Genomic DNA, 25,966 nt, shown 5'->3' on the forward strand with positions numbered 1-25,966 from the left:
ATAAGCTCAGGGTGTATTATGATTGTATTAGTTATATTGTGACTCAATGTCTTGCTGCAATGCGTTAAAACGTTCTACCTGTTCGGTGAGCAGCTCACGCTTTTCATTTCGACCTAGGTAAACCTTAAAAATGTTGTCACCTTGCTCACTAAAAAAACCAAAGTAATGACTTTCTCGTCCCATAAATGGCTTGCTTACCAATGCAATGTGGCTGATCACATCCAATTTTAAGTGACCGTGTAATTCACCATTTTTACCCATTAAGTTGTAATAACCACGTGCCAATTTTCCTTTAGGGAAAGGCGCTTTCACTTCAAAGATGGAACCGAACGAGTGCATAATGGTCGTTACCTTTCCCCAATCAGTAAGTTGTTCTAGTATGCTTTGCGCTTGGCTGCCAGGAGCAATAGCTACCATTTCTCTGGGTAGTGATTTGACTACATCAAATTCAGTGACGTTCAGTTCTACCGCCATCGCAGCTGGCAAAAGTGTTGGTTGTTGCTCTAATAGAGCCGCTACTTTTTGTGTCAGTAATTCCATGTTCATTTCCAATTTGCTATCTGTTTTGAATCTAGATGTTCGTTAAATTCATTGTGTAAAACTTTTATACATGCCTGAGCCAAGTTCACCGCCCAAAAACCTCCGGCTAAGGTCGAGACAAGATATTCATCTTCTAGCTTAACAAGACCCAACCGCTGCCAATGCTTGAAAAGCGGCTGCAAATAATCAAAACAGTTCATCCCCATAAAGTCAGGTAAAGCGCTACGAGCAAGCACACCGCGATCAAAACCAGATTTAATGGCAGCAAAAGTAGGCTCAAGTGAATGCTGTTTCATCATCATGGCGATGGGCAATTTATTTTGATTCATTGCATCCATGTATGCCTTAAGACTCCGCTGTTGCATAACACTATAGCCACCAATATTGCCACCAGCTCCGCATCCCACAGGAAGAACTTCAGCAAAGGTTTTGGCTAAACTGTTGTACTGACTTCTTTCACGGTTATCTTTCGCCCAATGATTCACACTGAGCGATTTAAAATGGTGCTTATCAAAAAAGTTAACACCAAGCTCATACATGCTGGCTTTGTCTGGCGTAGTCGCTGGTGGTGGGATTCTGCCCTTTTCAACCAAATTCAGCATTGGTGCACTTCCTGCAACGATCAGTTGATAAAGATCGATGCCATGTGCACCTGTAGATATAACGTCTTTCAAATCTTGTTCAAAGACATCAAATGTCTGATAGGGAAGACCATACAATAGATCAATCACGATCGGAGCTTGTTCTGCATGGCTTAACGAAGCAATGCGCTCAAACACTACATCGCGGTCATCTAGCCGCTTTGCACTTCGTCTAACTGTAGTATTAAAACTCTGAATGCCGAAAGAAAAACGGTTAAATCCACCTTCTAAGGCTTTATCAAACATTTCATCACTAAAACGATTAATCCGTCCTTCTAACGTAATTTCACAGTCACGAGCAAGAGGATAAAAACGTCGAATCGCCTCACCCAAGCGCTGTATTTGCGTCGCGGAGAGATCTGTTGGCGTTCCTCCACCGATGTACACTGCATGGAAAATGCCCGATTGGGCCCAAGGTAGTTTGGATTTCTGCTCTAGCTCCACCATTAAGGCTTTAAAGTAATCATCGACTAAGCTTCGGCTCGAGGCATTCTGAAAGAAGTTACAGAACGTGCAACGTACGCGACAAAAAGGAACGTGGATATACAAACAACGTTTTTTAGGACCAGCCACTGGCTGCGTCATTAATGTTTGCCAAATGTGAGATTGCAGATCAATCGCAACCGGTACGGATGATCCACCAGCATGAGCCGACTGTTTATCACTGAACGAAAAACGGAGTGGATCGTCCGTTTTTGCCCCTAAAATAGATTCATTATATTTATTTAAATTAAGCATGGTATTCACAAAAAAACCAGGTGTGGCATACGTTCACAGCCTTTAATATTAAATTCTTATAAAAGCATAATTTGATGCAAATGATAATGCAATTGATAATTGATCTTATTTAAATAATAGGTAATAATTCTCGCATCCAGCCACTTTTGCTTTAGGAAAAGAACGTGAATATTTCTAGATATCTTGTCACTGGCAGCGTCTCAATTGCTATTCACGCCGTAGTACTACTGGCAGATAAAGAAGCAAAAGTATTCGCGATGCCAGTAGGGAGCCAATCAACGTCGGTGTCTATTAATTTCGTTACGCAACCTAAACCACAGGTGAGCGCCAAACAAGAAGCGATAGCGCAGCAAGTAGCAAAGCAACCAACAGCACCGAAGAAGACTCACAAGGCGAACCCTAAAAAAAGCGTCGTGCCACAGCCGCAGGCTAAGCCGAAACCCATAGTGAAAACGACCAAGACTTCTAAACAAGAGCCGGTAAAGAAGGACATAAACAAGCCAGTCACCAATGCTGAAACACCCACTAAACTGGCAAAGACTAAAACGGATGATAACTCAGTCAAAATACCGCCTCCGGCTCCAAGTCGTAGCGGTGCTAGTAGCCAACCGCCTTTAGTCGAGCAGCCCACTTTTGTTTCTCGTCCTGTACCACCGCAATACCCAAGATTGGCTCGTAAACGTGGTATTGAAGGCGTTGCTGTGTATGAAATCTGGTTAGATGCAAACGGTAATCAAATTAAACAGGTGTTGATCTCATCATCCGGAACAACACTTCTTGACAACTCGGCACTCAATGCCATTAAGCAGTGGAAGTTTTCACCCCACGTGGTTAGCGACCAAAAAATGGCTCACCGCGTTCAAGTCCCTGTTCGTTTTAAATTGGAAGGATAATGGAAGTACTTACTCAACTAGAGCAACAACTTGGTTTAATGGCATGGCCTTTATTTCTATGCTCTGTCATCACCATCATGATTATCACCGAGCGCCTATTTCAAGTATTGCTCAGTGTTGGCGTTGGCAAACGTGCTATCGGAGCTGCTCTGAAAACCATATCACCTACCAGCGCAACACAAATAGAAACACTGGCAGGTCAACTTTCTAACAAGCGTCCTCTTCTTTATAAGGGAGTAGCAATGCTGCTTGCGCATCATGATTTTCCAAAAAGCTTGCGTGAAGACGCCGCAGGCATCTGGTTACAGGAAAAACGCCATCAATTGCATTCCGGTTTGCGCATGTTGTCATTAATTGGCGCTATTAGCCCATTACTTGGACTGCTGGGTACTGTTCTCGGTTTAATTGAGATGTTTAAAGGAGTCGCGGCTTCTTCTGGCAGCATTACGCCTAACGATCTCGCCGACGGCTTAGGTTTGGCCATGCGCACAACGGCAGTAGGCTTGATGATAGCCCTACCAGCAATCACTTCTGCTCAATTACTGGGGCTTTGGGCTGACCGAGTGATGGCAAAACTTGAACATACCCTCAACTATGTGAATTTATGGCTCGAAGGTGTCTCTTTCCAACAGACTTTTTCGGCCAAATCAACGTGCGCGGCTGACGCTAAATCGCAACCACAATATGCAGCGGCGAACACACGATGATTAAAGCGCACCCATCGCCAGCCCCATCACTAATGCCAGACTTAACTCCTCTGTTGGACATTATCTTTATTGTAATGGTGTTTTTGCTACTCACAGCAGCCGTTAAATTTGAGTCTTTGGACGTATCGCTACCAACCACTGATTCGAATATGACAAGCGCGGTAGATAAACAGTCCATCACAGTAAATCTTCTCGCGAGTGACCCGTACTGGGCGCTAGAGGGCAAGCATTATATTGACTGGAATAATTTCACGCAGGCGCTACTTGAAGAAAGTAACAACAGCAAACGACCAATCATTATTGGCGCAGACAAAGCAGCAGAAGTACAGCACTTGGTCAAACTACTCGCCTTCCTTCAAGAAAACGGTATAGCTGCCACACAATTATTAACCGAAGAGCCCAAGTAAATTATTTGTTTAACATTGAGTAAAATACATGACACATAACACGCCTTTTCGTTGGCTATTTGCCGCACTGATATTGCTATTTTCCCCTTGGTTGCATGCACAACAACGCATCATTAGTGCAGGTAGTGCAGTGACGGAGGTTTTGTTAGCCCTTGGCACTGAAGATCAGCTCGTTGCTGTTGATGTAACGAGTGAAATTCCGCCATCGCTTGCTGTACCTAAAATTGGTTACCACCGACAAATGTCGGCTGAAGGCTTGTTGGCGTTATCGCCAACATTACTGCTAGGTTCTGATGAAATGGGACCAGACACGACGCTTCAGCAATTAAAAGCGGCTGGCATCAAGGTTGAAATCGTCAATAATGAGTCATCCCCTCAGGGGTTATTGGACAGGATTGACAAAATCGCAACCTTAACAAATAGCCAACCACAAGCGGAGCCACTTAAAAAATCGGTTAATCAACAAATTAGACAGCTCGTAGATAACAAACCTATTGCTAGCGCACAAAAGAAAGTACTTTTTCTTTTACTTCATGAAGGTCGAGCAACCAATGTTGCCGGTCGTGATACAACGCCCAATAGCATTATTCAACTAGCTGGCGCTATCAACCCTGCCGCAAGCCAGCTGAGCTCTTACAAACCACTCTCTATGGAAGCGATGATTGAAATGCAACCTGATATCATTTTAGTCAGTGGGCGAAGCTACCAAAAAATGGGCGGAGCTGATGCCATTTTAAAATCATTACCGATGCTTGCCGCTACTCCTGCGGGGAAAAACAGACAGATCATTACCATTGATGGGCATGCATTAGTCGGCGGCCTTGGTTTTAAAAGTCTAGCCGAAGCAAAGCGCCTTAATGCGTTGTTGTATCCATAAGGGGCCTATTTTGTTACGTCATATTCCCTGTAATACCGTGTTCATTGGGCTACTAATGCTCGTCAGCATTGTTGCTTTATATTCAATCACGGTTGGCCCAATGAATATCAGTATCAGTGATAGCTTGAGCAGTCTTGTATGGCAATCAAATAATATTGCGGGTCATATCAATTTAGTGATTCACGAAATTCGTTTTCCTCGAACTTTATTGTGCTTATTAGTCGGTGCCATTCTGGCGCTTTGTGGAACGGTAATGCAGGGGCTATTTCGGAATCCTCTCGCAGAACCTGGCATTATTGGCGTTTCCGCAGGCTCAGCATTAGGCGCAGCTGTCGCCATTGTATTATTGGCGAACCTTCCCTTATTTTCAGCTCCGTGGATAAGCGCCTTAACCGTGCCAGTCTTTGCTTTTTTCGGTGGTGCCATAACGACTGTGCTGGTTTATCGATTAGGTACCAGCACATTTGGCACCTCTGTGACTATTATGCTGCTTGCTGGCGTTGCCATTAGCGCGTTATCAGGCGCTGGAATTGGCTACTTAAACTACGTCGCGGATGACCAAATGCTGCGTGATCTATCATTGTGGTCGATGGGCTCTCTTGCAGGAGCTACTTGGCAAAGTATTGCTCTTTGCATGTTCACTTTATTGCTGCTGTTGATTTTCTTCTCTCGTCAAGCGATGGCATTAAATGCACTTTTACTCGGTGAAGCAGAAGCTCATCACCTTGGTATTCCAGTGCAAAAATTAAAACGAACGATGATCTTGCTTAGCGCTGTCGGTGTCGGTGTTACCGTCAGTGCGGTGGGTATGATTGGTTTTATTGGCCTCGTGATCCCACACCTAGGGCGCATGCTCGTCGGCCCAGATCATCGTAGTTTAATTCCTATCTCAGCTCTACTCGGTGCACTATTGCTCACAATTGCCGACATGTTTGCACGAATTGTCGTTGCACCAGCCGAACTGCCTGTGGGGATTGTCACTGCTTTGGTGGGCGCTCCTTTCTTCCTTTACCTTCTTTTTAAACAAAAAGGAAAAGTATTTTGAGTAACAGACCAGCTATTCAAGCCAGAAATATCACCGTGAAATTTACTAAACGCACCTTGCTGGATGACCTAGATATCAATATATATTCAGGGCAAGTAACGGCTTTACTTGGACCTAACGGCGCTGGTAAAAGTACACTACTAAAAGTCTTAAGTGGTGAAATAAAATCGCAGGCTGAGCTACACTATTTTGGGCTTGAGCAACATTCGTGGCAGCCAAATAATTTAGCCAAACATTTGGCGATACTCCCGCAACAAAGTACGCTTAATTTTCCATTTCTAGCGCAAGAAGTGGTCGAATTAGGTGCACTTCCCCTTTGCTTGAGCCAACAGCAAACCCATAATATCGCACTGCATTACATGCAAAAAACCGATATTGTTGAACGAGCAGAAACCCTTTACCCTGCCTTATCTGGTGGAGAAAAACAGCGTTTACACCTAGCGCGTGTGCTTACGCAATTGCACCACTCAGACGATAAAAAGATCCTGATGCTTGATGAGCCAACATCCGCCTTAGACCTTGCTCATCAACACAATACGCTCAATATTGCGCGAACATTAGCGACCGAGGAAAACTGTGCCGTTGTAGTTGTGTTACATGATCTCAACCTTGCCGCTCAATACGCTGACCGCATAGTAATGCTACATAAAGGAAAATTGGTTTGCGATGCTCCACCGCGGCAAGCATTAACTTCAACTCGAATTCAACAAGTGTATGGCTACCACTCATTGGTTGCCTCGCATCCAACTCTGGATTTCCCTATGGTTTATCCCGCCTAAGAGTGGCCTGAATGCTATATCCCTATCATTTGGACTCTCCTTTCGAGAAACCGTTGTATTGTCCTTAGAAACTGTCGGTATTTGTCGGCGCATCCCTTAGCTATAATGCGCCCAAATTCTCTATATCGTTTTTATAAAAGGTAACCCATGAGCCAATATGTCGTTTGTGCACTCTATAAGTTTGTTGAACTCAACCACTACCAAGAGCTGCAAATACCGCTTCTTGAGCTGATGGAAGAAAACCAAATTCGAGGCACACTTCTGCTTGCCAGTGAAGGTATTAACGGTACTGTTTCATCGTCACGTAAAGGGATCGATGCGCTACTGGCTTGGCTCGACGCGGAACCCAGCCTGAAGAATACCGTTTACAAAGAGTCCCTAGCATCAGAGCCGCCATTTAACCGTACTAAAGTTAAGTTGAAAAAAGAGATTGTGACGATGGGCGTGGAAGGCATAGATCCTCGTCATGTAGTCGGTACTTATGTCAAACCAGAAAACTGGAATGCTCTCATTTCCGACCCTGAGGTGTTGGTTGTCGATACTCGTAATGATTACGAAATCCAAATCGGCACATTTAAAAACGCACAAAACCCACACACAGATACGTTCAGAGAATTCCCTGAATACGTAAAACAAAACTTAGCACCAGAAAAACACAAAAAAGTAGCCATGTTCTGCACTGGTGGGATTCGTTGTGAAAAATCAACAGCTTACTTGAAAGAACAAGGGTTTGAGGAAGTTTATCACCTTGAAGGCGGCATTTTGAAATACCTTGAAGAAGTGCCTGAAGAAGAGAGTTTATGGCAAGGTGACTGCTATGTCTTTGATGGCCGAGTGGCGGTTGGTCACGCTTTAAAAGAAAGTGATTACCAAGTATGTAATGCCTGCCGTTTACCGATTACTGAAGAAGACAAACAGAGCGTTCACTTCGAGCAAGGGGTAAGTTGTGCTAAATGTGTGGGTACCCATACTGAGGAGCAGCTGGCACGTTTTCGTGAGCGCGAAAAGCAGGTACAACTAGCCAAACAGCGCGGTGAAGATCATATCGGCGGCGATGCGGCGCAACTTATCGAGCAAAAGCGTGCGGAGAAATTGGCACGCAAAGCACAGCAACGCGGTTCAAATTAATAGCGGTAGGCATCGTACCAATGAGAGCATTTGTCGTCCCATATTTCTTTAAACGACTTACTGCTCACCATTATTTATGGTCACCAATATGGTGACCATATTACTACTAACTTACAAAGGATAAAGCGCTGCATCCGCTGCTTTCATTTCAGCAAATTCAACCTCAGCTTTTGCATTAATCAAACGGCATTGGGTTGCATTTTGTTCAGTAAATACTCTTCCCGTCATTACCGCTTGACCGTCATTGATAAAAACTTCGACAGATGAACTGTCAGATAAAATATGCAAAGCGACTTGTTCGCTATCTAACTCAAGTTCACGAATAACATCACCATGTCGAATCAATGTATTAGAACGATCTAAGCGTAAAACTTTCATTTCAGCATCTAAGGTGATATCAACATATTGCTCACCTAACTCAAATAAACGCAAGGTTGCTCCCCATGGCAGCGTCGTTTGTATTTCAAAACTTTTTGTTTTGAGATCAACGGGCTCATTGCCTAGCTCAATTTTTATCGAATTCCCTCGCAACTGTGCTAATTCACGAAGCGGACGCTGAACTAATTGGCCTTGCTCGATACTCAATTCACGAATCGCTGTATATTGATGTATCCAACCGTTATCACAACTTGGGTGATCAACATCATCCGGCAAACCCATCCAGCCACACATGACTCGGCGACCGTCTTCAGTTTGCATACTTTGCGGTGCATAAAAATCAAAGCCTGAATCGAGTTCTTGCAACTCAGAAAAACGAGGTAGACCTTTATCATCCCACATTACTTTAGCAATACGATTTCGGTGCACAGCCGTGTGATGAGGGTTAGATGACTCCACACCTTGCGGACCAAACACAAAATAGTGTTGCCCATCAAGTTCAAACATATCGGGGCATTCCCACATATAGCCCATTGGAGCGATATCATCGCCGGCCAATCCATCATACTGCCAATCCTTCAGATTATCAGAATGATAAACCGCAACACGACCCTGCAAATCGGTCGTTTGTGCACCGATCAACATCAACCATTTATCATCATGACGAATCACTTTAGGATCTCGAAAATGTTCTGTAACACCTTCCGGTAATTCGCGAATAACGGGACCATATTTCTCAAAGTGCAGTCCATCTTTCGATACCGCCATACATTGCATCGTTTGCCGATCACGCTGCTCTCCGAGTCGAACATTTCCAGTGTAAAACAGCATCAGTTCATCACCATGACTGACTGCATGCCCAGAATAGACACCGTGGCTATCGTACCAGTCTGATGGTGTGAGAGCGATCGAGCGCCACTGCCAATTGATAAGGTCACCGCTGGTTAAATGCACCCAGTATTTGTCTTTATGTGCACAAGCGTGCGGATACCACTGATAGAAAAGATGATATTGCCCTTGATGATAAATAAAGCCATTCGGGTCATTTAAAAGTCCTTGTGGAGGTGCGACGTGCCAAATAGGACGAAATGGACATTCCGTTTTCACGAGTCGCTCAGCCGCATCAAGTCGTTGTTGCGATGCGATCACTTTACCGATTTCACCCAACTGCTTGTCAAGGAAGGTGCTGGTTCTTGGCAGAGACAACTGCCACTCACCTAACACTTCAATCAACTCAGCACCATTTGGCAATTCACCAACCAATGAATGATCATGTACTGAAATAACAACCTGACTCTCTGGTGCTAAAACTCGTTTAATATTGGCCTGACCACCCACTAAACTCACAATTTCTTCAAATGACATCTGCTTACACTCAATAAAATGGGAACGATTGCAAAATATAAAACAATGCTCACTATTGCAAGTATTACGGAAAACTAGTTATCGATTATGAGAGGTGAGACTCAGCAATTACGGATAAAAAACCAGCATCATTCAGCATGTATCACGCTCAATACTTTGGAAAGTCAAAACGACTTTACTCATTTCTTTCCCTTGCCCAACAATGCGTTCAAGTAACATTTTCGCTGCATTTTCACCTGCCTTATCAAAAGCATAGTTAAATGTCGACAAGCTTGGGTTGCTGACAAAGGCAAGCTCATCATTACCTACCCCAAGCACCTTGACCTGTTTCCCGACGTCAATACCACACTCTAGTAATGCTTTAATAGCCCCGACCGCAATCCGGTCTGTCGCACAAAACAGTCCATCTAACTGCGGATATTGCTCCATTAGTGTTTTGCTTTGTAAGTATCCAGACTCAATAGAAAAATCACCACGTAAGTGAAACAATAATTCTAAATTGTGTAGAGTCAATGCTTGCTCTAGACCTTGTGAACGCAGCACATCAACCGCGACATCATCACGTTGAACACCAATAAAACCTATCTGTTTGCAGCCTTTATTAATCAATCGATGACCTGCTTCATACCCCACCCGAAAATCGTCATGAACAATACTGGGAATGTCGTGAAGTGAACCATCTTGCCCCACAAGTACCACGGGTACATTTGATTGCTTAATAGCATTCACAAGCGATAAATCAAGATGTGTGGCATACAGCACAATGCCTTCCACCCGTTTTTGGTTGAAGATTTGGATGTATTCTAATTCCTTCTCATGCTCTTGATGTGTATTAGCGAGTAAAACGTGCTTTCCCGCTTGTTCAAAAATTTTGCTGAGTCCGTCTACCCCTTGCGCAGTCGCATGGGATGAAACACGCGGTACAATCACTCCAATCAAATTGGTCTTTTGGGATTTCAGATCTTTAGCCACCTGATTAACCACATAACCACACTCGGAAACAGCCTTTAACACTTTGATTTTAGTCGCTTCTTTAACCCCATACTCATCATTAATAACGCGAGAAACGGTTGATTTTGAAACACCAGCTAACTTAGCAACATCGTGCAAACTCGACATATAGAACCTTATTTATTCAGCATTGGGATTGTTTGCAATACATGCAATGACAATCGACCACATAATGTGATTTTAACGCTGTTTATAGAATTCGCGACCTATCTTTTAGCGATCAAATTCACATAATCAATGGTTATCTTTTGACGTTCCCAAATTATTGCACAAGAATTAATTCTGCAAACGTTCCCAAAACAAATTTAAAATATTTAAACCATACTAATTCAATAAACAGAACAGACAAGAATCGGGGTGAGTTATGAACTATCCAGTCATAGCAAAGAAATTACTTGAGCAACTCGGCGGAAAAGAAAATATCCAAGCACTTGCTCATTGCGCCACACGCTTAAGATTAGCGCTAAAAGATGAGTCAATCGTCAATGAAGAAGCCATTGACGCCTTAGATGGTGTTAAAGGTCAGTTTAAAGTTGCAGGCCAATATCAGATCATTTTTGGCTCTGGTATTGTAAATCAAGTTTACGCAGAAATGGCTAAATTAACTGGGTTGGCTGAAATGTCCACCAACGATGTCGCCAGCGCTGGCGCGCAAAAACAAAATGTCTTCCAACGTGCAGTGAAGGGCTTATCTGACATTTTTGTTCCTATCATCCCAGCGATTGTTGCGGGTGGTTTATTGATGGGTCTATTTAATGTCCTGACGGCTACCGGTTTGTTTATTGAAGGCCAATCACTCATTGATGCGAATCCGGGCCTTGCTGATTTAGCCAGCATGATTAATACCTTTGCTAACGCACCTTTTGTGTACTTACCTGTTTTGTTAGCCTTTTCTGCTTCTAAAAAATTTGGTGGTAACCCATTCCTAGGGGCAGCACTGGGTATGTTAATGGTCCACCCAGACTTGCTCAACGGTTGGGGTTTTGGCGGTGCATCAGTCTCCGGTAGCATTCCAACGTGGAATATTCTTGGCTTTGAAATTCAAAAAGTCGGTTACCAAGGTTCTGTATTACCGGTTTTAGTTTCCGCCTTTATCCTCGCTAAAGTTGAAAACGGCCTGCGTAAGATTATCCCTTCAGTACTGGATAACTTATTAACGCCTATGCTGGCAATTTTCATTACTGGTTTTGTCACTTTCACCCTTGTTGGCCCTATCACTCGTGATATCGGTTTCCTACTCGGTGACGGCCTGAACTGGTTGTATGACTCTGCTGGTTTCATTGGTGGCGCATTGTTCGGTTTCATTTATGCACCATTTGTTATTACCGGTATGCACCACAGTTTCATTGCCATTGAAACGCAACTGTTAGCTGACATTGCAGTTACTGGCGGTACGTTCATCTTCCCTATCGCTGCAATGTCCAACGTGGCACAAGGCGCAGCGGCACTAGCCGTTGGCTTCACAACTAAAGAGATTAAACTAAAAGGCATTGCGGTCCCTTCAGGGATAACAGCCCTACTCGGCATTACTGAACCGGCTATGTTTGGTGTCAACTTAAAACTTCGCTATCCGTTTATTGCTGCTATCGTTGGTTCAGCTTGTGCAAGCGCATTCATCACACTGTTTAACGTGAAAGCCCAAGCCTTAGGCGCTGCAGGTTTACCGGGCATTATTTCCATAAACCCTGAAAAAATCAGTTACTACGTTGTTGGTATGTTAATTTCCTTTGTGGTTGCATTCGGCTTGACGCTAGTACTCGGAGCAAGAGAGCGAGCAAAACAAGGTATCCAAGCAACGGCATAATGCCACTCCCCCTATAGGCAATTATGCTCCTGAGCCCACTCATTGAGTGGGCTTCCTTCATTCGAATAAAGACTTACTGGAGAAATAGAGATGAACAAAGTATGGGTAACAGGCGATGCAGTGGTTGATTTGATTCCAGAAGGTGATGTTCACTACTTAAAATGCCCTGGTGGTGCACCCGCTAATGTTGCTGTCGCAATAGCCAGATTAGGGGGCAATAGTGCTTTTTTCGGTCGAGTAGGTAACGACCCAATGGGTCGATTCATGCAATCAACGTTAAGCGATAAAAACGTCAATATCGAATATCTGCTATTAGATCAGAATCAACGCACTTCAACGGTGGTTGTAGACTTAGATGAAGATGGTGAACGCAGTTTTACCTTCATGGTAAAACCGAGCGCAGATCAATTCCTAAGCACGTCAGATATTCCTTCATTTAAAGCTGGCGAATGGCTGCACTGCTGCTCTATCGCACTAGCAAATGAACCAAGCCGAAGCACTACCCTTGGCGCTATAAAAAAAATGAAAGAAAGTGGCGGTTTTATTAGTTTTGATCCAAATCTAAGAGATGAAGTATGGTCAAAACCAGATGAGATGATCGAAGTGGTCATGAAAGCGGTAGCGCTGGCAGATGTCGTTAAGTTTTCTGACGACGAGCTATTGTTTCTAACACAAACCACCAGTCTTGAGGCTGGTTTAACGACGCTTCAATCACTTTCGATCCCATTGATTATCATTACTCAAGGAGCGAAAGGCGCGTTAGTTATTACGCCAGCAACTCAGGCTTTGATATCTGGGACGCCCGTGTCACCTATTGATACAACCGGTGCTGGCGATGCTTTTGTTGGTGGTCTCCTGCGTAAACTCTCTTTCCATCAAGAATGGCATAAAACTTCAGTCATTCATGAAGCCGTTAAATGGGCAAATGGATGTGGTGCACTCGCAACCACAAAGAAAGGGGCAATGACAGCACTGCCTGATGAAAAAGCACTGATCTCATACATTTCATAACACTCTCTTACCCCTCTGACAAAACCAAGCATGAACCCCATACTATTTGGGGTTTATTTTTGTCGATTGGATTCATTACTTGCTGCAATACATTTCGGCAATTATCATACAGGCTTTATTTTGAAGAGAGTTTAAAGCATGTCTGCTGCGGAAAAATCATCTAGGAAACTTAGTTTTTATATTATTGGCTTAATTTTATTTATTTGGTTTTACAGCTTGTGGGCTGACCGAGTTACTCCGATGACAAGCACCGCGCGAGTTCACTCTTATTTAGTGAGAATTGCTCCTGAAGTATCAGGAAACGTCACAGAAGTTAATGTGAACAATAATCAGGTTGTGCGCGCAGGTGATGTGTTATTCAAGATCGACCCAAGAAATTATGAAATTAACCTAAAAGCAGCTCATGCAAGTTTGGCGATTGCAGGGCAAAACATTGGTGCGAGTACAGCAGCAGTTGAAGTGGCGCAAGCTAAAGTCGTTGATGCACTAGCTGCACGTGATAATGCCAGAGAACAGGCAGCTCGTGTCACTGAATTAGCAAGAAAAGGGGTGCTAAGTAAAGCGGATCTCGATAACGCGATTGAAGCGCGCGAACGCACCCAAGCGGCACTGAAAGCTGCAGAAGCCTCATTAACACAGGCGCAACAAAATTTAGGGCCAAAAGGTAGCAACAACCCACAGATTTTATCTGCCATGGCCAAGCTTGAACAGGCACAATTAGATTTACAAAAAACACAAGTTCTCGCCCCTTCCGATGGCATAGTGACCAACCTTCAGCTTACCGCAGGTCAAAAAGCTACCGTTGGATCGCCAATGCTGACGTTCATTGATCCTCGTGGAGTGTGGGTCTCAGCGTTAGTAAGAGAAAACTCCACCGAATACATCCGTGTCGGTCAACGAGTTGAGATTGTACTTGATGCCTTACCGGGTCGTGTTTTACTCGGCAAAGTCGACAGTATTGGCTGGGGTACTGGTGGTAGCAATAATATCGACCAAACAACCGGCTTTTTAACCGCAGATACCAAGTCATTAAGTGCTCAACGTTATCCAGTTAACATTGTTTTTGAAAATGGTGAAGTACCGTCTAACATTCGTTATGGTTCACAAGCTACCGTTGCTTTCTTTACTGAACAAAGCAGCTTTGGTGAATGGCTAGCGCGAATCTGGATGCGCATTGTGAGTGTATGGACTTATGTTTCATAGTGCAGCGAATCCAGTTATAAGGTTAGTTTTCGCCCCTATATTGTTACTGTTTTACTTACAGTTTAACGGTTCAGCCATGCCAATCTTGGCACCAATATTTGTGGTGATATTTCTGACTATCATGCCCTCTAAGCCACCGCTTAGCCTGTTGCTAAAATTGCTATTGGTGATGTTTTTTATCAGCTTTATCGTGGTCAACCTAGGTGAGATACTGGTCGACACACCAACCGGCTTTGCTCTGTTTTGCTGGGCTTTACTATTTTTTAGTTACTACCGTAGCCACCATGACCCAAAAGATATCTTATCAACATTAACCATTATGGTCGTTATCATCATGGCGGTGATGACTAAGCAAATGGGTGTATCCGCCAATGTTTTACCTTGGTTAATGTTTGAAGCTCTTATCATTGCTATCATTGTAACTTCATTGTGTTTCTTGGTCTTTCCTGGCGACGAACAAGACATTCAACCAGATGAACAAAGTCATGAGGAAACCAACGCGCATATTGCTTTGATTTTATTTAAAACAACGGCCATGTGCTTGGTATTAGCGGCATTGATCAGTACTGGTAGTTCTCAATCAATATTGATTGCAATTACTATCAGCAGCATGATTAAGACCCCAATACAACATGAACAAAAAACATTTAGCCATAACCGGTTAATTACCACCACCGTTGGGATACTATTTACGGTCCCGGTGATGTTGCTGTTTATGTTTGATGTACAGACTTGGGCTGTATTAGGCGTTGCTCTATTTTGCGGTATCCAGTTGGCTTGTTATGCCATTCGCTGTAACTGTCGCTTGAGCATTTACCAATTACTATTTACAAACTTTACCGTATTAACCTATCAAATTATTAAAAATCAAGGCACAGACTCGATGTCAGCGGAATTGACGCGTTTGGTTTCGATAATCATTGCCATTTTTATCGGCGTGCTGATTTTGAATGTCGGTAAATCAATTGATAGTTCGGTGTCTGCTAAAGGTTAACCGCTTCACCAGCTAGTTCATCAAAGCTCTATTCGTTAATATTTCGATAGAGCATAAAATACGGGACGTGAACCAGTCGATACTGATTCACGTCCCTACTCTCTTCTTTTTCTTATCGCTACCACTTCCCCTTGCTGACAAAGCGGATTCATTCCGTGATCAAACTCAGAGCATCCATAAATCATTCATATTTTTGAAATTGAATACTCATGAATATGTCACAAAACTCAACCACCATAGCATCAAACGAAACCTCTAATGTCTCGTTCGAAACTCACAAGGAAACTGACATGAAAAAGCTATGGTTAGCGGGTTTGCTATCAGCAACCGTTTCGGGAACAACATTTGCAGCAACGGAAATTACGTGGTGGCATGCCATGGGCGGACAACTTGGCGATACCGTCAATAAGATCGCAACCGATTTTAATGACTCTCAAAATGATTACAAAATCACCCCGATCTACAAAGGCTCTTATCAAGAAACCCTCACTGCGGGTATCGCTGCGTTTCGTGCCGGGCAGTCACCAAATATCCTGCAAGTGTTTGATGCTGGTGCGGCAACCATAATGACGGCGAAGGGTGTCGCCAAACCAGTTCAAGATATTATGCTTGAGTCAGGTTACTCGTTCAGTTCAAATGACTACTTAGCAGGTGTGCGTAATTTCTATGCCGATAACAACGGCAAAATGGTCGGTATGCCCTTTAACAGCTCAACTCCGGTGCTTTACTACAACAAAGATATTCTTGCTAAGGTTGGCGTTGATGCCCCGCAAACTTACGAACAGCTAGAGCAAATCGCTGGTAATTTGAAATCTCAGGGCTACGCCAGTTTTTCTCAGTCTTTAACGCCTTGGATAATGTTTGAGAACTTTAAGTCTCGTCACAACCTACCGCTAGCCGATAAACACAATGGTTATGATGGGCTACCAAGCAAAATCATGTTCAATACTGATGACATGTTAATGCATGTTAAGAAACTAAAAGAGTGGTCTGATAAAGGTTACTACAAATATTATGGCAGTGACTGGGATGCCAACCAAACACCATTCGAACGTCAGGAAGTCGCGATGTGGATGGGCTCTTCAGGCTCATTTGGCGGTCTACGCAACCGCGTTACCTTCAATTTAGGTACAACGTATTTACCTTACTGGCAATCGGTTAATCCAAATGCTGGGCATACCTTTATTGGCGGTGCCGCTCTGTTTGCCCTCAATGGTCATGACAAAACACAAGACAAAGCAGTGGCCGCATTTTTTGACTACCTCACCAAGCCTGAAACACAAATGTACTGGCATAAAACAACTGGCTACGTGCCAGTCACCAATGCGGCTTATGATCTGACTAAGCAATCCGGTTATTACCAACAACAACCAGATGCTGAAGTGGGTGTCAAACAGCTCAGTCTCGCCTCTGGCGAGTGGACTAAAGGCTATCGTCTTGGTTACTACCCACAGATTCGACAAGTTATGCACCGTGAATTTGACAATATTTTTGCAGGCCGAACCAGTGTGGAAAAAGGCTTAGACAACGTCGAAATTGAAAGTAATCAACTACTGAAACGTTTCGCCCGAACCGTTCAATAGCCGCTCGCTAAGCCGTAGCTCTTAGTGACTCACTAGGAGCTCTCTCATTTTGTTTAATGTGTTTGGGTCTAACTATGGAACGTCGTCAACAATTTTGTCATTCATCCCTACCCTATCTTTTTTTGGCTCCTCAAATTGCCATTATTACGGTATTTTTTATCTACCCGGCAGCAAAAGCGGTCTATTTATCCTTCATGTTAGAAGACCCATGGGGACTATCTTCAACCTTCGTTTGGTTCGAAAATTATCAAATGCTGTTCGAGTCGAGCGAATACCTTAAATCGATAGGTTTTACTCTGCTCTTCTCTATATCGGTATCATTTTTATCGCTCGCCATCGCTCTACTGCTAGCGGTGAAAGCCAACAATATCATTCACGGGCAAAGTCCTTACAAAATTACGTTAACTTGGGTCTATGCCGTTGCGCCAGCTGTTGCCGGCATTATCGGTGCTTTTCTATTCAACCCACACATTGGTGTGCTCACTGACTTTTTCAGTTATCTCGGCTGGGAGTTCAGCTTCCAAACGGATCCTGTTGACGCCACGTTCGCTCTGATTCTGGTTTCGGTATGGAAACAAATTTCCGTGAACTTCGTCTATTTCCTCGCAGGGTTGCAATCTATCTCACTCGCGGTTAGGGAAGCGGCCATGCTTGACTGTGTCAGTGATTCGAAACGCTTTTGGACCATCACCTTCCCTTTGCTTGCACCCACAGGCTTCTTTCTGTTGATCATTAACCTTACCTATGCGTTTTTCGAAACCTTTGGCGTGATAGATACCATGACTTCTGGTGGCCCCGGTGGCAACACTACCTCATTGGTTTACAAGGTGTATCGTGATGGCTTTGTCGGTGCCGACCTAGGTGGTAGTTCGGCCCAATCCGTGGTGCTGCTTTTATTGGTTCTGATACTGACATTTATCCAATTCCGTTTTGTTGAAAAACGTGTTCATTACTAAAGGCAGAATATGAAAAGTAATCGACTTTCAGATCACCTGATCCTTATCGTTGGTGCTCTGTTTATGGTGGTTCCTATTTGGTTGATCTTCGCAAGTTCAACCCACAATCCTAATACCATCGTGAGTGAAGGCTTGCAGTGGTTACCTGGTGACAATTTTAGTGCTATCTATAACGAAGCATGGAACAAGAGTGTTGGCTTTGATGGTGAGGTCAATGCCCAAACGATGATTGTTAACTCAATGATTATGGGACTCGGTTTTTCTATCGGTAAGATCATTATTTCTATGCTGGCTGCTTATGCCTTGGTTTACTTTAGGCTGCCCTACGCCAGTGCATGGTTCGGGCTGATTTTTGTCACGCTACTACTGCCGTTAGAAGTGCGAATTATTCCATCTTATGAAGTCGTCTCTCAACTTGGCATGCTCAATAGCTATACTGGGCTTATCTTGCCGTTAATCGCATCCGCCACCGCGACTTTCTTCTTTCGTCAATTTTTCAAAACCATTCCAGATGAACTGCTTGAGGCGGCTCAACTGGATAACGCAGGTCCAATTCGCTTTTTCATCGATATCTTGCTGCCGTTATCTAAAACCATGATGGCAGCTATTTTTATCATCATGTTCGTTGTGGGTTGGAACCAATATTTATGGCCAATCATGATGACGACTGATGAGAGCTACAACACTATCGTTATGGGCATCAAACAAGTACTTAACAACATTAATGAAACCAGCACACCACGCTACGACTACGTCTTTGCGATGGTGATTTTAGCGATGCTACCTCCGGTTTTAGTCGTGGTTATCTTTCAGCGCTGGTTCGTAAAGGGACTGGTTGAAAGTGAAAAATAATTGCCGCCACACCATGACATTCGTTTCGCCTACAAACATTGAATATAAGCACACATTGGTTATCTCACTATGAACACAAAACTATCTCCAACGCATACGGTTCAATCTATCCACCATTCAACGGGGTTCAAAATGTTAGAACTCAGACAATTGGTAAAAACCTACGAAAATGGCCACCAAGCCGTTAAAGGAGTCGATCTCAGTATTAAAAAGGGGGAATTTATTGTCTTAGTTGGCCCGTCAGGGTGTGGCAAATCATCCATACTACGCTCGATAGCTGGACTTGAGGCCATTTCTGATGGAGAGATCCACTTAGCCGGTCGTCGAGTCGATAATGAAAAACCAGCTCTACGCGATATTGCTATGGTTTTTCAAAATTACGCCCTTTATCCACACATGACTGTTTACGATAACCTGGCTTATGGTTTGAAAAATCGCAATGTTGATAAAACAACCATTGAATCAAAAATATTAACAGTCGCTAAAACGCTCAGAATTGAAGACTATCTTCAACGCAAACCGGCCAAGCTTTCTGGCGGTCAACGACAGCGTGTCGCAATGGGACGCGCCATTGTGCGAGATCCACAACTTTTTTTGTTTGATGAACCCTTATCAAACTTAGATGCAGCCCTACGCGCTCACATGCGCCTAGAAATAAAAAAACTGCAACGCGAATTAGGCGTAACCAGTATCTATGTAACTCATGACCAAGTTGAGGCAATGACCTTAGCAGACAGGATCGTGGTGCTAAACCAAGGCAAAATAGAGCAAGTTGGAAGCCCTGCGCAAGTTTATCACCAACCAGCAAGCCAATTTGTTGCCAGTTTTATGGGCAGCCCTGCGATGAACTTTATTTCAGCAAACCTAGATTCCGGTTATTTGCATATAGGTACTCAGCGTATTTTTTTACCTGACTATCGTTGCCTGACAGCTCAAAATATCACGGTCGGCATTCGCCCCGAACATGCGAGCACAGTACCATCCAATGATGCGATTGAACTGAATATGAGCATCACCGTTGTCGAGCCGCTCGGACCAAATCAGTTTGTTCACGGTATTGTCGGTGAACAACCATTCATCGCAGTGACAGCAGAAATGCATCTCGAACACGGTAAACCACTGCATTTGTTTATTAGTAAAACCAATCTACATATTTTTGATCAAACCGGAAAAAGGCTTTGTCCTGTCATGCAGGCTAAACAGGCGATTGCGTAAGATTTATTAACAAGGATACAAATGCCAAACAAGGGTTTTGTGAGCCTAGCGCCTAGACTAACAGAGATTTCATCCTATTTAGAACGCTCCAATGGCGTACTGCTAGCGTTATCTTATCGAATCCGTTTGCCGATTCGGTGCAAGCCACTCGTAAGGTTCTCAATTGACTACCGCTGCAATTTCAAGTAGGAAGGGTACAACAATAATTGCTTTGCACAATGATAGCGCTAGCGAGTCACTGCTCCGTAGAAGAACGCTTGCTAGGTGTGGCAGTTCCGCACCGTCTTTCTCTAAACATAAGTAAAGATAATAAGGAATAAGTATGTCTTTAATCGTCGTTGGGCATCGTGGTGTCGCTGGCCACTTTCCTGAAAATACCAAAGTAAGCGTCCAAGCTGCGATTGATTTAGGTTTAGATTGGGTAGAAATCGACGTACAACCAACCAAAGATAATGTATTGGTGGTATGTCATGATCACACCATTAACCGCTGTAGTAATGGCAAAGGCCGAGTGGATGCCTACACCCTACAACAACTCCAACAGTTTGACTTTGGCAGTTGGTTTAACCAAGCCTTTGCTGGCGAACCCATTATGACGCTTGAAGAATTATTAATATTGGCAGCCAAGCACAATTTAGGGCTCAATATTGAAGTAAAGGTCGACCAACACGACGTTTCCAGCGTTGCTCAACAATTAAAACAGCAACTTGACCATGGTCCAATGGAAAAAGAGAACATTTTACTTTCTAGCTTTAGCCATGACATTATGCGTACGCTTGCGCTACACTGCCCTGGCTATAAATTAGGGGTGTTAAGTGAAAGGCTTTCAAAAAAAAACTGGCAACTACTAGAAGAGATTAATGCTTTTAGCTGTAATTTAAACTTCCGTTGGACCAGCAAAAAACATGTGCAAAAGCTACAACAGGCGGGATATCAAGTATGGTGCTATACCGTCAATAACCCTAAGAAACTGCACCATCTACAAACTATTAATGCTGTGTTTAGCGACTACCCAGAATTATTTTTGGATGGGCATTAACTTTCATTCTAGCTGCAATATAATACAGAAATAGCGCCATTAGGCGCTATTTCTAAACATTAAGCTCGCTACTATGCTTTGATTTCACGACGGATTGCTTTACCCGGCAGCGCATCCATAATCAGTTGCTCATTCTCAATCACTGATTGGCCATTTACTAATACATGCTTCATCCCCACAGAGAGTGAGTTTGGTTTAGTAAATGTAGCGGTATCCTTGAAGGTATTGAGATCAAAAATCACGACATCAGCATCTTTACCAACTTGAATACGGCCTTTATTACGCATTTGTGGAACAGCATCTTCGATAGTTCGACAAGCATTTAAACTGGTACGCTCCATCGCTTCAACTAAAGAAACCGCTTTATAATCATTTACATATTTATTAACGAAACGCGCAAAACAACCAACTGAACGCGGATGAGCGAATGCATCACTAGGCAAAGGCCAAACATCACCTTCGATTAATTTACCTTTAGCATCCATCCACGGCATCGCATCTGAAGCAATAGCTGCTCCAGGGAATAACACTGAACGCTTCATAAGACGGAGATCTTCTTTGCTATCATCTGGCTTTATAAAGTGAATAACCACAATTTCACCAGGATTAGTTTCGCGTAACTCATCGATTTTAGCCTGAGTCATCGCTTTACCATTTGCTTCCATGTAGCTAGCATCTGGAACGCCAAAGCGTTTAGTCCAATCTGCACCAGCAAATAACTCTGCGCCCACTGCCGTTGAACCAGCACCGTAAGGGTAGGCTTCAGTGGTGACAGGTAAACCCTTATCAATGGCTTCTTGTACTAGATCAGCACAATCATCAATATCACGTACAGAGCTACTATTGAGGTGACAAATATGCATATGTGCACCCGTTGTAGCAGATAAGCTGATCAGCTCTTGGTATGCTTCAAAACTCGATTTAGGCTCCTGTCCGTTAGCATAACGAACGTGAGTATAAGTTGGTACTTCATAACTTTTAGCAAGCTTAGCAAGAGCATAATATTCTTTATGCCCATACCCAGGCGCATATCCACCATTGATACCAATGCCCAAGCCGCCCTCTTTCAGACCTTGTTCAACATCAGCCAAGATTGTTTTCAGTTCATCTTCAGTAGCAATAGTGTTTTGCCAGTTTTTTAAAGCAAATGCTTTTTGGAACCACGTAAGGGTGCCATCTGCCGGTAAAAAATCGGGTTCTTTGGCCATTATCCGCGCAAAAGCCCAAGCAACAGAAGCGCCATAGTTAATAGGTCGACCTTCTTTCGCTGTGTCATCGTAGAATTTGCCAATTGGTAATAGGCCTGACTCCATCTCTAGCGCGGTTGTCACACCATCAAAAGCTTGTGCTCTAGCCGCAGGCAATTGCTGACCATGTGCATGAATGTCAACAAACCCCGGAGCAACCACTAAACCTGTTGCATCAATAACTTTAGTGCCTTCAAGCTTGTCCGTTGATACCGCCGCAATTCGGTCACCTTTAATACCCACATTTCTCACGGCATCCAAACCGGTTTCTGGATCAACCACGCGACCATTTATAATAACAACATCAAATGGGCCTTTTTCATTTGGCATTAACAGCGGTTTCTTAGCCATTTTATCCGCTTCTGCATACACAACCGAAGAAAATGGAATGGCTGCCGCACCTACTGCTAATTTTTGCAGTGTTTTGCGTTTACTTTGATCAACGTTAACAGACTCGATCACATCATTTTCCAATTTAGACATGTTTATTCCTTACTATTTATTCGCATAATCGTATCAATAAATCTTTTAATTAAACCACGAGCGCTTCTAATTTTTTGCGCATTCCATCCATATCTAATCCACCTTTAGGACCGATAAAAACAAGGCGCGTGGCTCTTGTTTCACCTTCTTGCCATGGTTCGCCAATGGTCACTTGTGCGCGTTGACCTGTGCATTGGAAAATACAGCGGTGATCGGGTCGATCATCAAGGTTTAAGATGCCTTTCATGCGATACGCATCGATAGAAAACTGCTGCAACAGAGGGTACAAGGCTTGCAGTGAAAGTGGTTGTTCCGTTTCAAAACTGAATGTTTCAAAGTGATGGTTAATATGTTCACAATGGTCATCATGGCAGTCATGGTGATCACAACCATGTTCTTTATTATGTGTTGCAACCTGAAGTCTTTCTGGTACTTCAAATAAAATAGGTAAATCAACTTTACCAAACTCTATTTCTACTAGTTTGGCAAAAGGTGCTTGTACTTGACACCATTGTTTAACTTTTTTTAGCTCTTCTGGCTCAACAAGGTCGACTTTATTGACCAAAACAATATCAGCGACTTGAATTTGTTGCTCAGCCAACGATGCCATCTGCTTTTCAAGCGTCAGTACATTTTTAGCGTCAATAGTAGTAATGATTGCATTCAGCGGGGCATGCTGTTGCAACTCAGGATCTTCAAAATTCAGCGCCACTTCTTTTGGCTCTGAAATACCCGAGGTTTCAACCACAATGTGGTCTGGACGCTCTTCGAGTGCTAATAAGCGCATCACAGAAACCACTAGGCCTTCAGCGAGATTACAACACACACAACCATTTTCAAGGCTGATCATATTTTCGCTTTCAGATTTTACCAGTTCAGCATCAACATTAATCGAACCAAAATCGTTGACGATCACCGCCATACGCATGCCGTTAGCATTGGTCAATATATGATTAAGCAGAGTGGTTTTCCCTGCGCCTAGAAATCCGGCTAATATTGTGACTGGAATTGGCTTTTTGTTCATAGCATGTTCTCTATTTTATGTTCTTTTTTAACTCAAATATTGAAAAAGCTCGACTTTCGCCGAGCTTAATTATATTTGGAATTAATTATGCAATAACTGGGTTACGAATGGGTTCACCCGGATTGGCATCTAAATGCAATTCACCATTTTCAATGATAGGTGTACCGTTAACAATGACATGATGCATACCCTCAGAAAGAGCATTAGGAGCCTCAAAGGTAGCAAGTACTTTGATATCTTCAAGTTTAAATAGCACTAAATCGGCATCTTTGCCTACTTGCACACGGCCTTTGTTTTTCATTTGTGGAACACTGTTTTCTATAATGCGACAAGCGTTTAAGCTACAACGCTCCATTGCCTCAACCAGTGAAATGGCTTTGTACTCGTTTACGTATTTACTAATAAAGCGAGTGTAACAAGCAAGCGATCTTGGGTGAGCGATGGCGTCGCTTGGTAATGGCCATACATCACCTTCGATTAGTTGCCCTTTAGGATCCATCCATGGCATACCATCTGAAGCAATAGCTGCACCAGGGAATAGCACGGAACGATCCATTTTTTGGCGATCTGATTTATTTTCATCAGGTTTTAAGAAATGCATTACTACTACCGTGCCCGGTTCATTGGCTTGAAGCTCGGTAATTTTTTCTTGTGTTAATGGTTTACCATTAGCTTCCATGTAACTTGCACTAGGTACCCCCCAGCGCTCTAACCAATCATCACCGCGGAAAACTTCTGCGCCAATCAATGAAGAACCAGCACCGTAAGGGTAAGCTTCCGCTGTCACGGCTAAACCTGCATTAACCGCATCTTGAACTAGATCAGCACAATCTTCAATATCTTGCACAGAGGTACTATTCAGGTGACAAATGTGCATGTGTGCACCGGTTGTCGCAGATAAGCTGATCAGTTCTTGATAGGCTTCAAAGCTGGATTTTGGTTCTGCACTGTTTAAGTAACGAACATGCGTATAAGTAGGCATGTTATAGCGCTTGGCCAGCTTCGCTAGCTCGTAGTACTCTTTATGGCCATAACCTGGCGCATATCCCGCGTTAATACCAATGCCTAAACCACCTTCTTTAAGGCCTTGTTCAACATCGTTTAAAATGCTTGTTAACTCATCTTTTGTCGCTAAAGTATTTTGCCAACTGTTGTATGAGAACGCTTTTTGGAACCAAACAATAGTACCATCGGCTGTTGGCATTTTTGGCTCTTTTGCCATGACGCGCGCATAGGTCCAAGCAACCGATGCGCCGTAGTTAATTGGGCGCCCTTCTTGTGCCGTATCGTCGTAGAATTTAGAGATAGGTAATAACCCCGATTCCATTTCCAGTTGCGTGGTAACACCATCAAATGCTTGAGCTCGTGAAGCTGGAAGTTGTTGACCATGTGCGTGTAAATCGATGAATCCCGGAGCAACCACTAAACCTTCAGCATTAATGACTTTAGTACCTTTTAAAGCATCTTTAGAAATGGCAGCAATACGCTTACCTTTGATACCCACATTACGAATCGAATCTAAGCCCGTTTCAGGATCAACCACGCGTCCATTAATAATAACAACGTCAAATGGACCTTTTTCATTAGGCATTAATTTGATCTTCTGCTCAGTCAGTTTTTCAGGAGCAGCATGTAGAACTGATGCAAATGGGAGTGTTGCCGCACCAACGGCTAATTTCGTTAATGTCGAACGCTTAGTTTGATCTATGTCACTAGACTCAGACTTTTCAGCCCAAATATCATCTTTCATTTTTATTTCCTTATTTTAATAAGCGACACAAGGGCATGTTTATATAATCAACAAAGTTGCTTTCACTAACTCGTTTTAGATGGATGAAACCCTAGAAATAGCGTTAAGCTCGCCCTTTCGACGTACATTACCATGAGGCTATCATACGGTAAAATCATATCATGGTAAGTTGTGATGAAAATTATAAATCAATGAAACGTTGTACAGCGCCAAAAATAGAATGAATTTCAACTTCATAAAAAAGCATGAATAAGTATCATGCTTTCTCAATTTATTGATGCATCTATATACCTCAA

At 43.3% G+C, this 25,966-nt stretch carries 23 protein-coding genes; 16 read left to right on the top strand and 7 right to left on the bottom strand.

Going from position 1 to position 25,966, the window contains the following annotated elements; translation table 11 throughout:
* Positions 1 to 27: 27 nt before the first annotated feature.
* Both hutX and hutW read right to left on the bottom strand, forming a co-directional pair.
* Complete coding sequence (gene hutX, locus HGG78_RS12920) at positions 28 to 540, bottom strand: heme utilization cystosolic carrier protein HutX (RefSeq protein WP_172533126.1); 513 nt, start codon at positions 538 to 540, stop codon at positions 28 to 30.
* A gap of 2 nt (positions 541 to 542) precedes the next feature.
* Positions 543 to 1,919 (bottom strand): heme anaerobic degradation radical SAM methyltransferase ChuW/HutW, encoded by a 1,377-nt coding sequence (gene hutW, locus HGG78_RS12925; RefSeq protein WP_172533127.1) that lies wholly within the window; start codon positions 1,917 to 1,919, stop codon positions 543 to 545.
* Positions 1,920 to 2,083: 164 nt separating this feature from the next.
* Here hutW and HGG78_RS12930 point away from each other — a divergent pair, with 164 nt between their 5' ends.
* From HGG78_RS12930 to trhO, 7 genes are all read left to right on the top strand, one after another.
* On the top strand, positions 2,084 to 2,812 hold the full coding sequence (locus HGG78_RS12930) for a TonB family protein (RefSeq protein WP_172533128.1): 729 nt from the start codon (positions 2,084 to 2,086) through the stop codon (positions 2,810 to 2,812).
* On the top strand, positions 2,812 to 3,519 hold the full coding sequence (locus tag HGG78_RS12935; protein ID WP_172533129.1) for a MotA/TolQ/ExbB proton channel family protein: 708 nt from the start codon (positions 2,812 to 2,814) through the stop codon (positions 3,517 to 3,519). Before HGG78_RS12930 ends, HGG78_RS12935 begins: the two co-directional genes overlap by 1 nt.
* A complete protein-coding gene (locus HGG78_RS12940) occupies positions 3,516 to 3,926 on the top strand; it encodes an ExbD/TolR family protein (protein WP_172533130.1) in 411 nt (136 codons plus the stop codon). Before HGG78_RS12935 ends, HGG78_RS12940 begins: the two co-directional genes overlap by 4 nt.
* A gap of 28 nt (positions 3,927 to 3,954) precedes the next feature.
* The gene (locus HGG78_RS12945; RefSeq protein WP_172533131.1) at positions 3,955 to 4,803 is read left to right on the top strand and encodes a heme/hemin ABC transporter substrate-binding protein; all 849 of its coding nucleotides are present in this window, start codon (positions 3,955 to 3,957) and stop codon (positions 4,801 to 4,803) included.
* Positions 4,804 to 4,813: 10 nt separating this feature from the next.
* Positions 4,814 to 5,848 carry a FecCD family ABC transporter permease gene (locus tag HGG78_RS12950; protein ID WP_422108886.1) on the top strand — a complete coding sequence of 345 codons (1,035 nt, stop codon included), beginning with the start codon at positions 4,814 to 4,816 and terminating at the stop codon, positions 5,846 to 5,848.
* The gene (locus HGG78_RS12955) at positions 5,845 to 6,627 is read left to right on the top strand and encodes a heme ABC transporter ATP-binding protein (RefSeq protein WP_172533133.1); all 783 of its coding nucleotides are present in this window, start codon (positions 5,845 to 5,847) and stop codon (positions 6,625 to 6,627) included. Before HGG78_RS12950 ends, HGG78_RS12955 begins: the two co-directional genes overlap by 4 nt.
* A gap of 147 nt (positions 6,628 to 6,774) precedes the next feature.
* Positions 6,775 to 7,755, top strand: a complete 981-nt coding sequence (gene trhO / locus HGG78_RS12960; protein ID WP_172533134.1) for an oxygen-dependent tRNA uridine(34) hydroxylase TrhO — start codon at positions 6,775 to 6,777, stop codon at positions 7,753 to 7,755.
* A gap of 111 nt (positions 7,756 to 7,866) precedes the next feature.
* Here trhO and HGG78_RS12965 read toward each other — a convergent pair whose 3' ends face one another.
* Both HGG78_RS12965 and HGG78_RS12970 read right to left on the bottom strand, forming a co-directional pair.
* Positions 7,867 to 9,498, bottom strand: coding sequence for a glycoside hydrolase family 32 protein (locus tag HGG78_RS12965; protein ID WP_172533135.1), 1,632 nt, complete (start codon positions 9,496 to 9,498; stop codon positions 7,867 to 7,869).
* 132 nt (positions 9,499 to 9,630) lie between these two features.
* Positions 9,631 to 10,617 (bottom strand): LacI family DNA-binding transcriptional regulator, encoded by a 987-nt coding sequence (locus tag HGG78_RS12970; protein ID WP_172533136.1) that lies wholly within the window; start codon positions 10,615 to 10,617, stop codon positions 9,631 to 9,633.
* A 256-nt stretch (positions 10,618 to 10,873) separates the two neighbouring features.
* Here HGG78_RS12970 and HGG78_RS12975 point away from each other — a divergent pair, with 256 nt between their 5' ends.
* The 9 genes from HGG78_RS12975 (at position 10,874) to HGG78_RS13015 (ending at position 21,166) form a co-directional block, all read left to right on the top strand.
* Positions 10,874 to 12,313: a sucrose-specific PTS transporter subunit IIBC gene (locus tag HGG78_RS12975; RefSeq protein WP_172533137.1), complete on the top strand. Its 1,440-nt coding sequence runs from the start codon at positions 10,874 to 10,876 to the stop codon at positions 12,311 to 12,313.
* Between the two features lie 90 nt (positions 12,314 to 12,403).
* Positions 12,404 to 13,324, top strand: coding sequence for an aminoimidazole riboside kinase (locus HGG78_RS12980; RefSeq protein ID WP_172533138.1), 921 nt, complete (start codon positions 12,404 to 12,406; stop codon positions 13,322 to 13,324).
* Positions 13,325 to 13,462: 138 nt separating this feature from the next.
* Complete coding sequence (locus HGG78_RS12985) at positions 13,463 to 14,527, top strand: HlyD family secretion protein (protein ID WP_172533139.1); 1,065 nt, start codon at positions 13,463 to 13,465, stop codon at positions 14,525 to 14,527.
* Entirely contained in the window at positions 14,517 to 15,521 is a 1,005-nt protein-coding gene (locus HGG78_RS12990; RefSeq protein WP_172533140.1) for a DUF2955 domain-containing protein, read from the top strand. The genes HGG78_RS12985 and HGG78_RS12990 overlap by 11 nt, the downstream gene beginning before the upstream one ends.
* Positions 15,522 to 15,811: 290 nt before the next feature.
* Positions 15,812 to 17,104: an extracellular solute-binding protein gene (locus HGG78_RS12995; protein ID WP_172533141.1), complete on the top strand. Its 1,293-nt coding sequence runs from the start codon at positions 15,812 to 15,814 to the stop codon at positions 17,102 to 17,104.
* 74 nt (positions 17,105 to 17,178) lie between these two features.
* Positions 17,179 to 18,060, top strand: a complete 882-nt coding sequence (locus HGG78_RS13000; protein ID WP_172533142.1) for an ABC transporter permease subunit — start codon at positions 17,179 to 17,181, stop codon at positions 18,058 to 18,060.
* A 9-nt stretch (positions 18,061 to 18,069) separates the two neighbouring features.
* Positions 18,070 to 18,912, top strand: coding sequence for a sn-glycerol-3-phosphate ABC transporter permease UgpE (gene ugpE, locus HGG78_RS13005; RefSeq protein WP_172533143.1), 843 nt, complete (start codon positions 18,070 to 18,072; stop codon positions 18,910 to 18,912).
* Positions 18,913 to 19,044: 132 nt separating this feature from the next.
* On the top strand, positions 19,045 to 20,127 hold the full coding sequence (gene ugpC / locus HGG78_RS13010) for a sn-glycerol-3-phosphate ABC transporter ATP-binding protein UgpC (RefSeq protein ID WP_172533167.1): 1,083 nt from the start codon (positions 19,045 to 19,047) through the stop codon (positions 20,125 to 20,127).
* A gap of 322 nt (positions 20,128 to 20,449) precedes the next feature.
* Positions 20,450 to 21,166: a glycerophosphodiester phosphodiesterase family protein gene (locus HGG78_RS13015; protein ID WP_172533144.1), complete on the top strand. Its 717-nt coding sequence runs from the start codon at positions 20,450 to 20,452 to the stop codon at positions 21,164 to 21,166.
* 71 nt (positions 21,167 to 21,237) lie between these two features.
* Here HGG78_RS13015 and HGG78_RS13020 read toward each other — a convergent pair whose 3' ends face one another.
* The 3 genes from HGG78_RS13020 to HGG78_RS13030 form a co-directional block, all read right to left on the bottom strand.
* The gene (locus HGG78_RS13020; protein ID WP_172533145.1) at positions 21,238 to 22,896 is read right to left on the bottom strand and encodes an amidohydrolase family protein; all 1,659 of its coding nucleotides are present in this window, start codon (positions 22,894 to 22,896) and stop codon (positions 21,238 to 21,240) included.
* A 49-nt stretch (positions 22,897 to 22,945) separates the two neighbouring features.
* Complete coding sequence (locus tag HGG78_RS13025) at positions 22,946 to 23,920, bottom strand: CobW family GTP-binding protein (RefSeq protein ID WP_172533146.1); 975 nt, start codon at positions 23,918 to 23,920, stop codon at positions 22,946 to 22,948.
* Positions 23,921 to 24,005: 85 nt separating this feature from the next.
* Complete coding sequence (locus HGG78_RS13030) at positions 24,006 to 25,670, bottom strand: amidohydrolase family protein (RefSeq protein WP_172533147.1); 1,665 nt, start codon at positions 25,668 to 25,670, stop codon at positions 24,006 to 24,008.
* Positions 25,671 to 25,966: the final 296 nt, after the last annotated feature.

The organism is Vibrio aestuarianus (assembly GCF_012395185.1).
GTDB classification, from domain to species: Bacteria; Pseudomonadota; Gammaproteobacteria; order Enterobacterales; family Vibrionaceae; genus Vibrio; species Vibrio aestuarianus.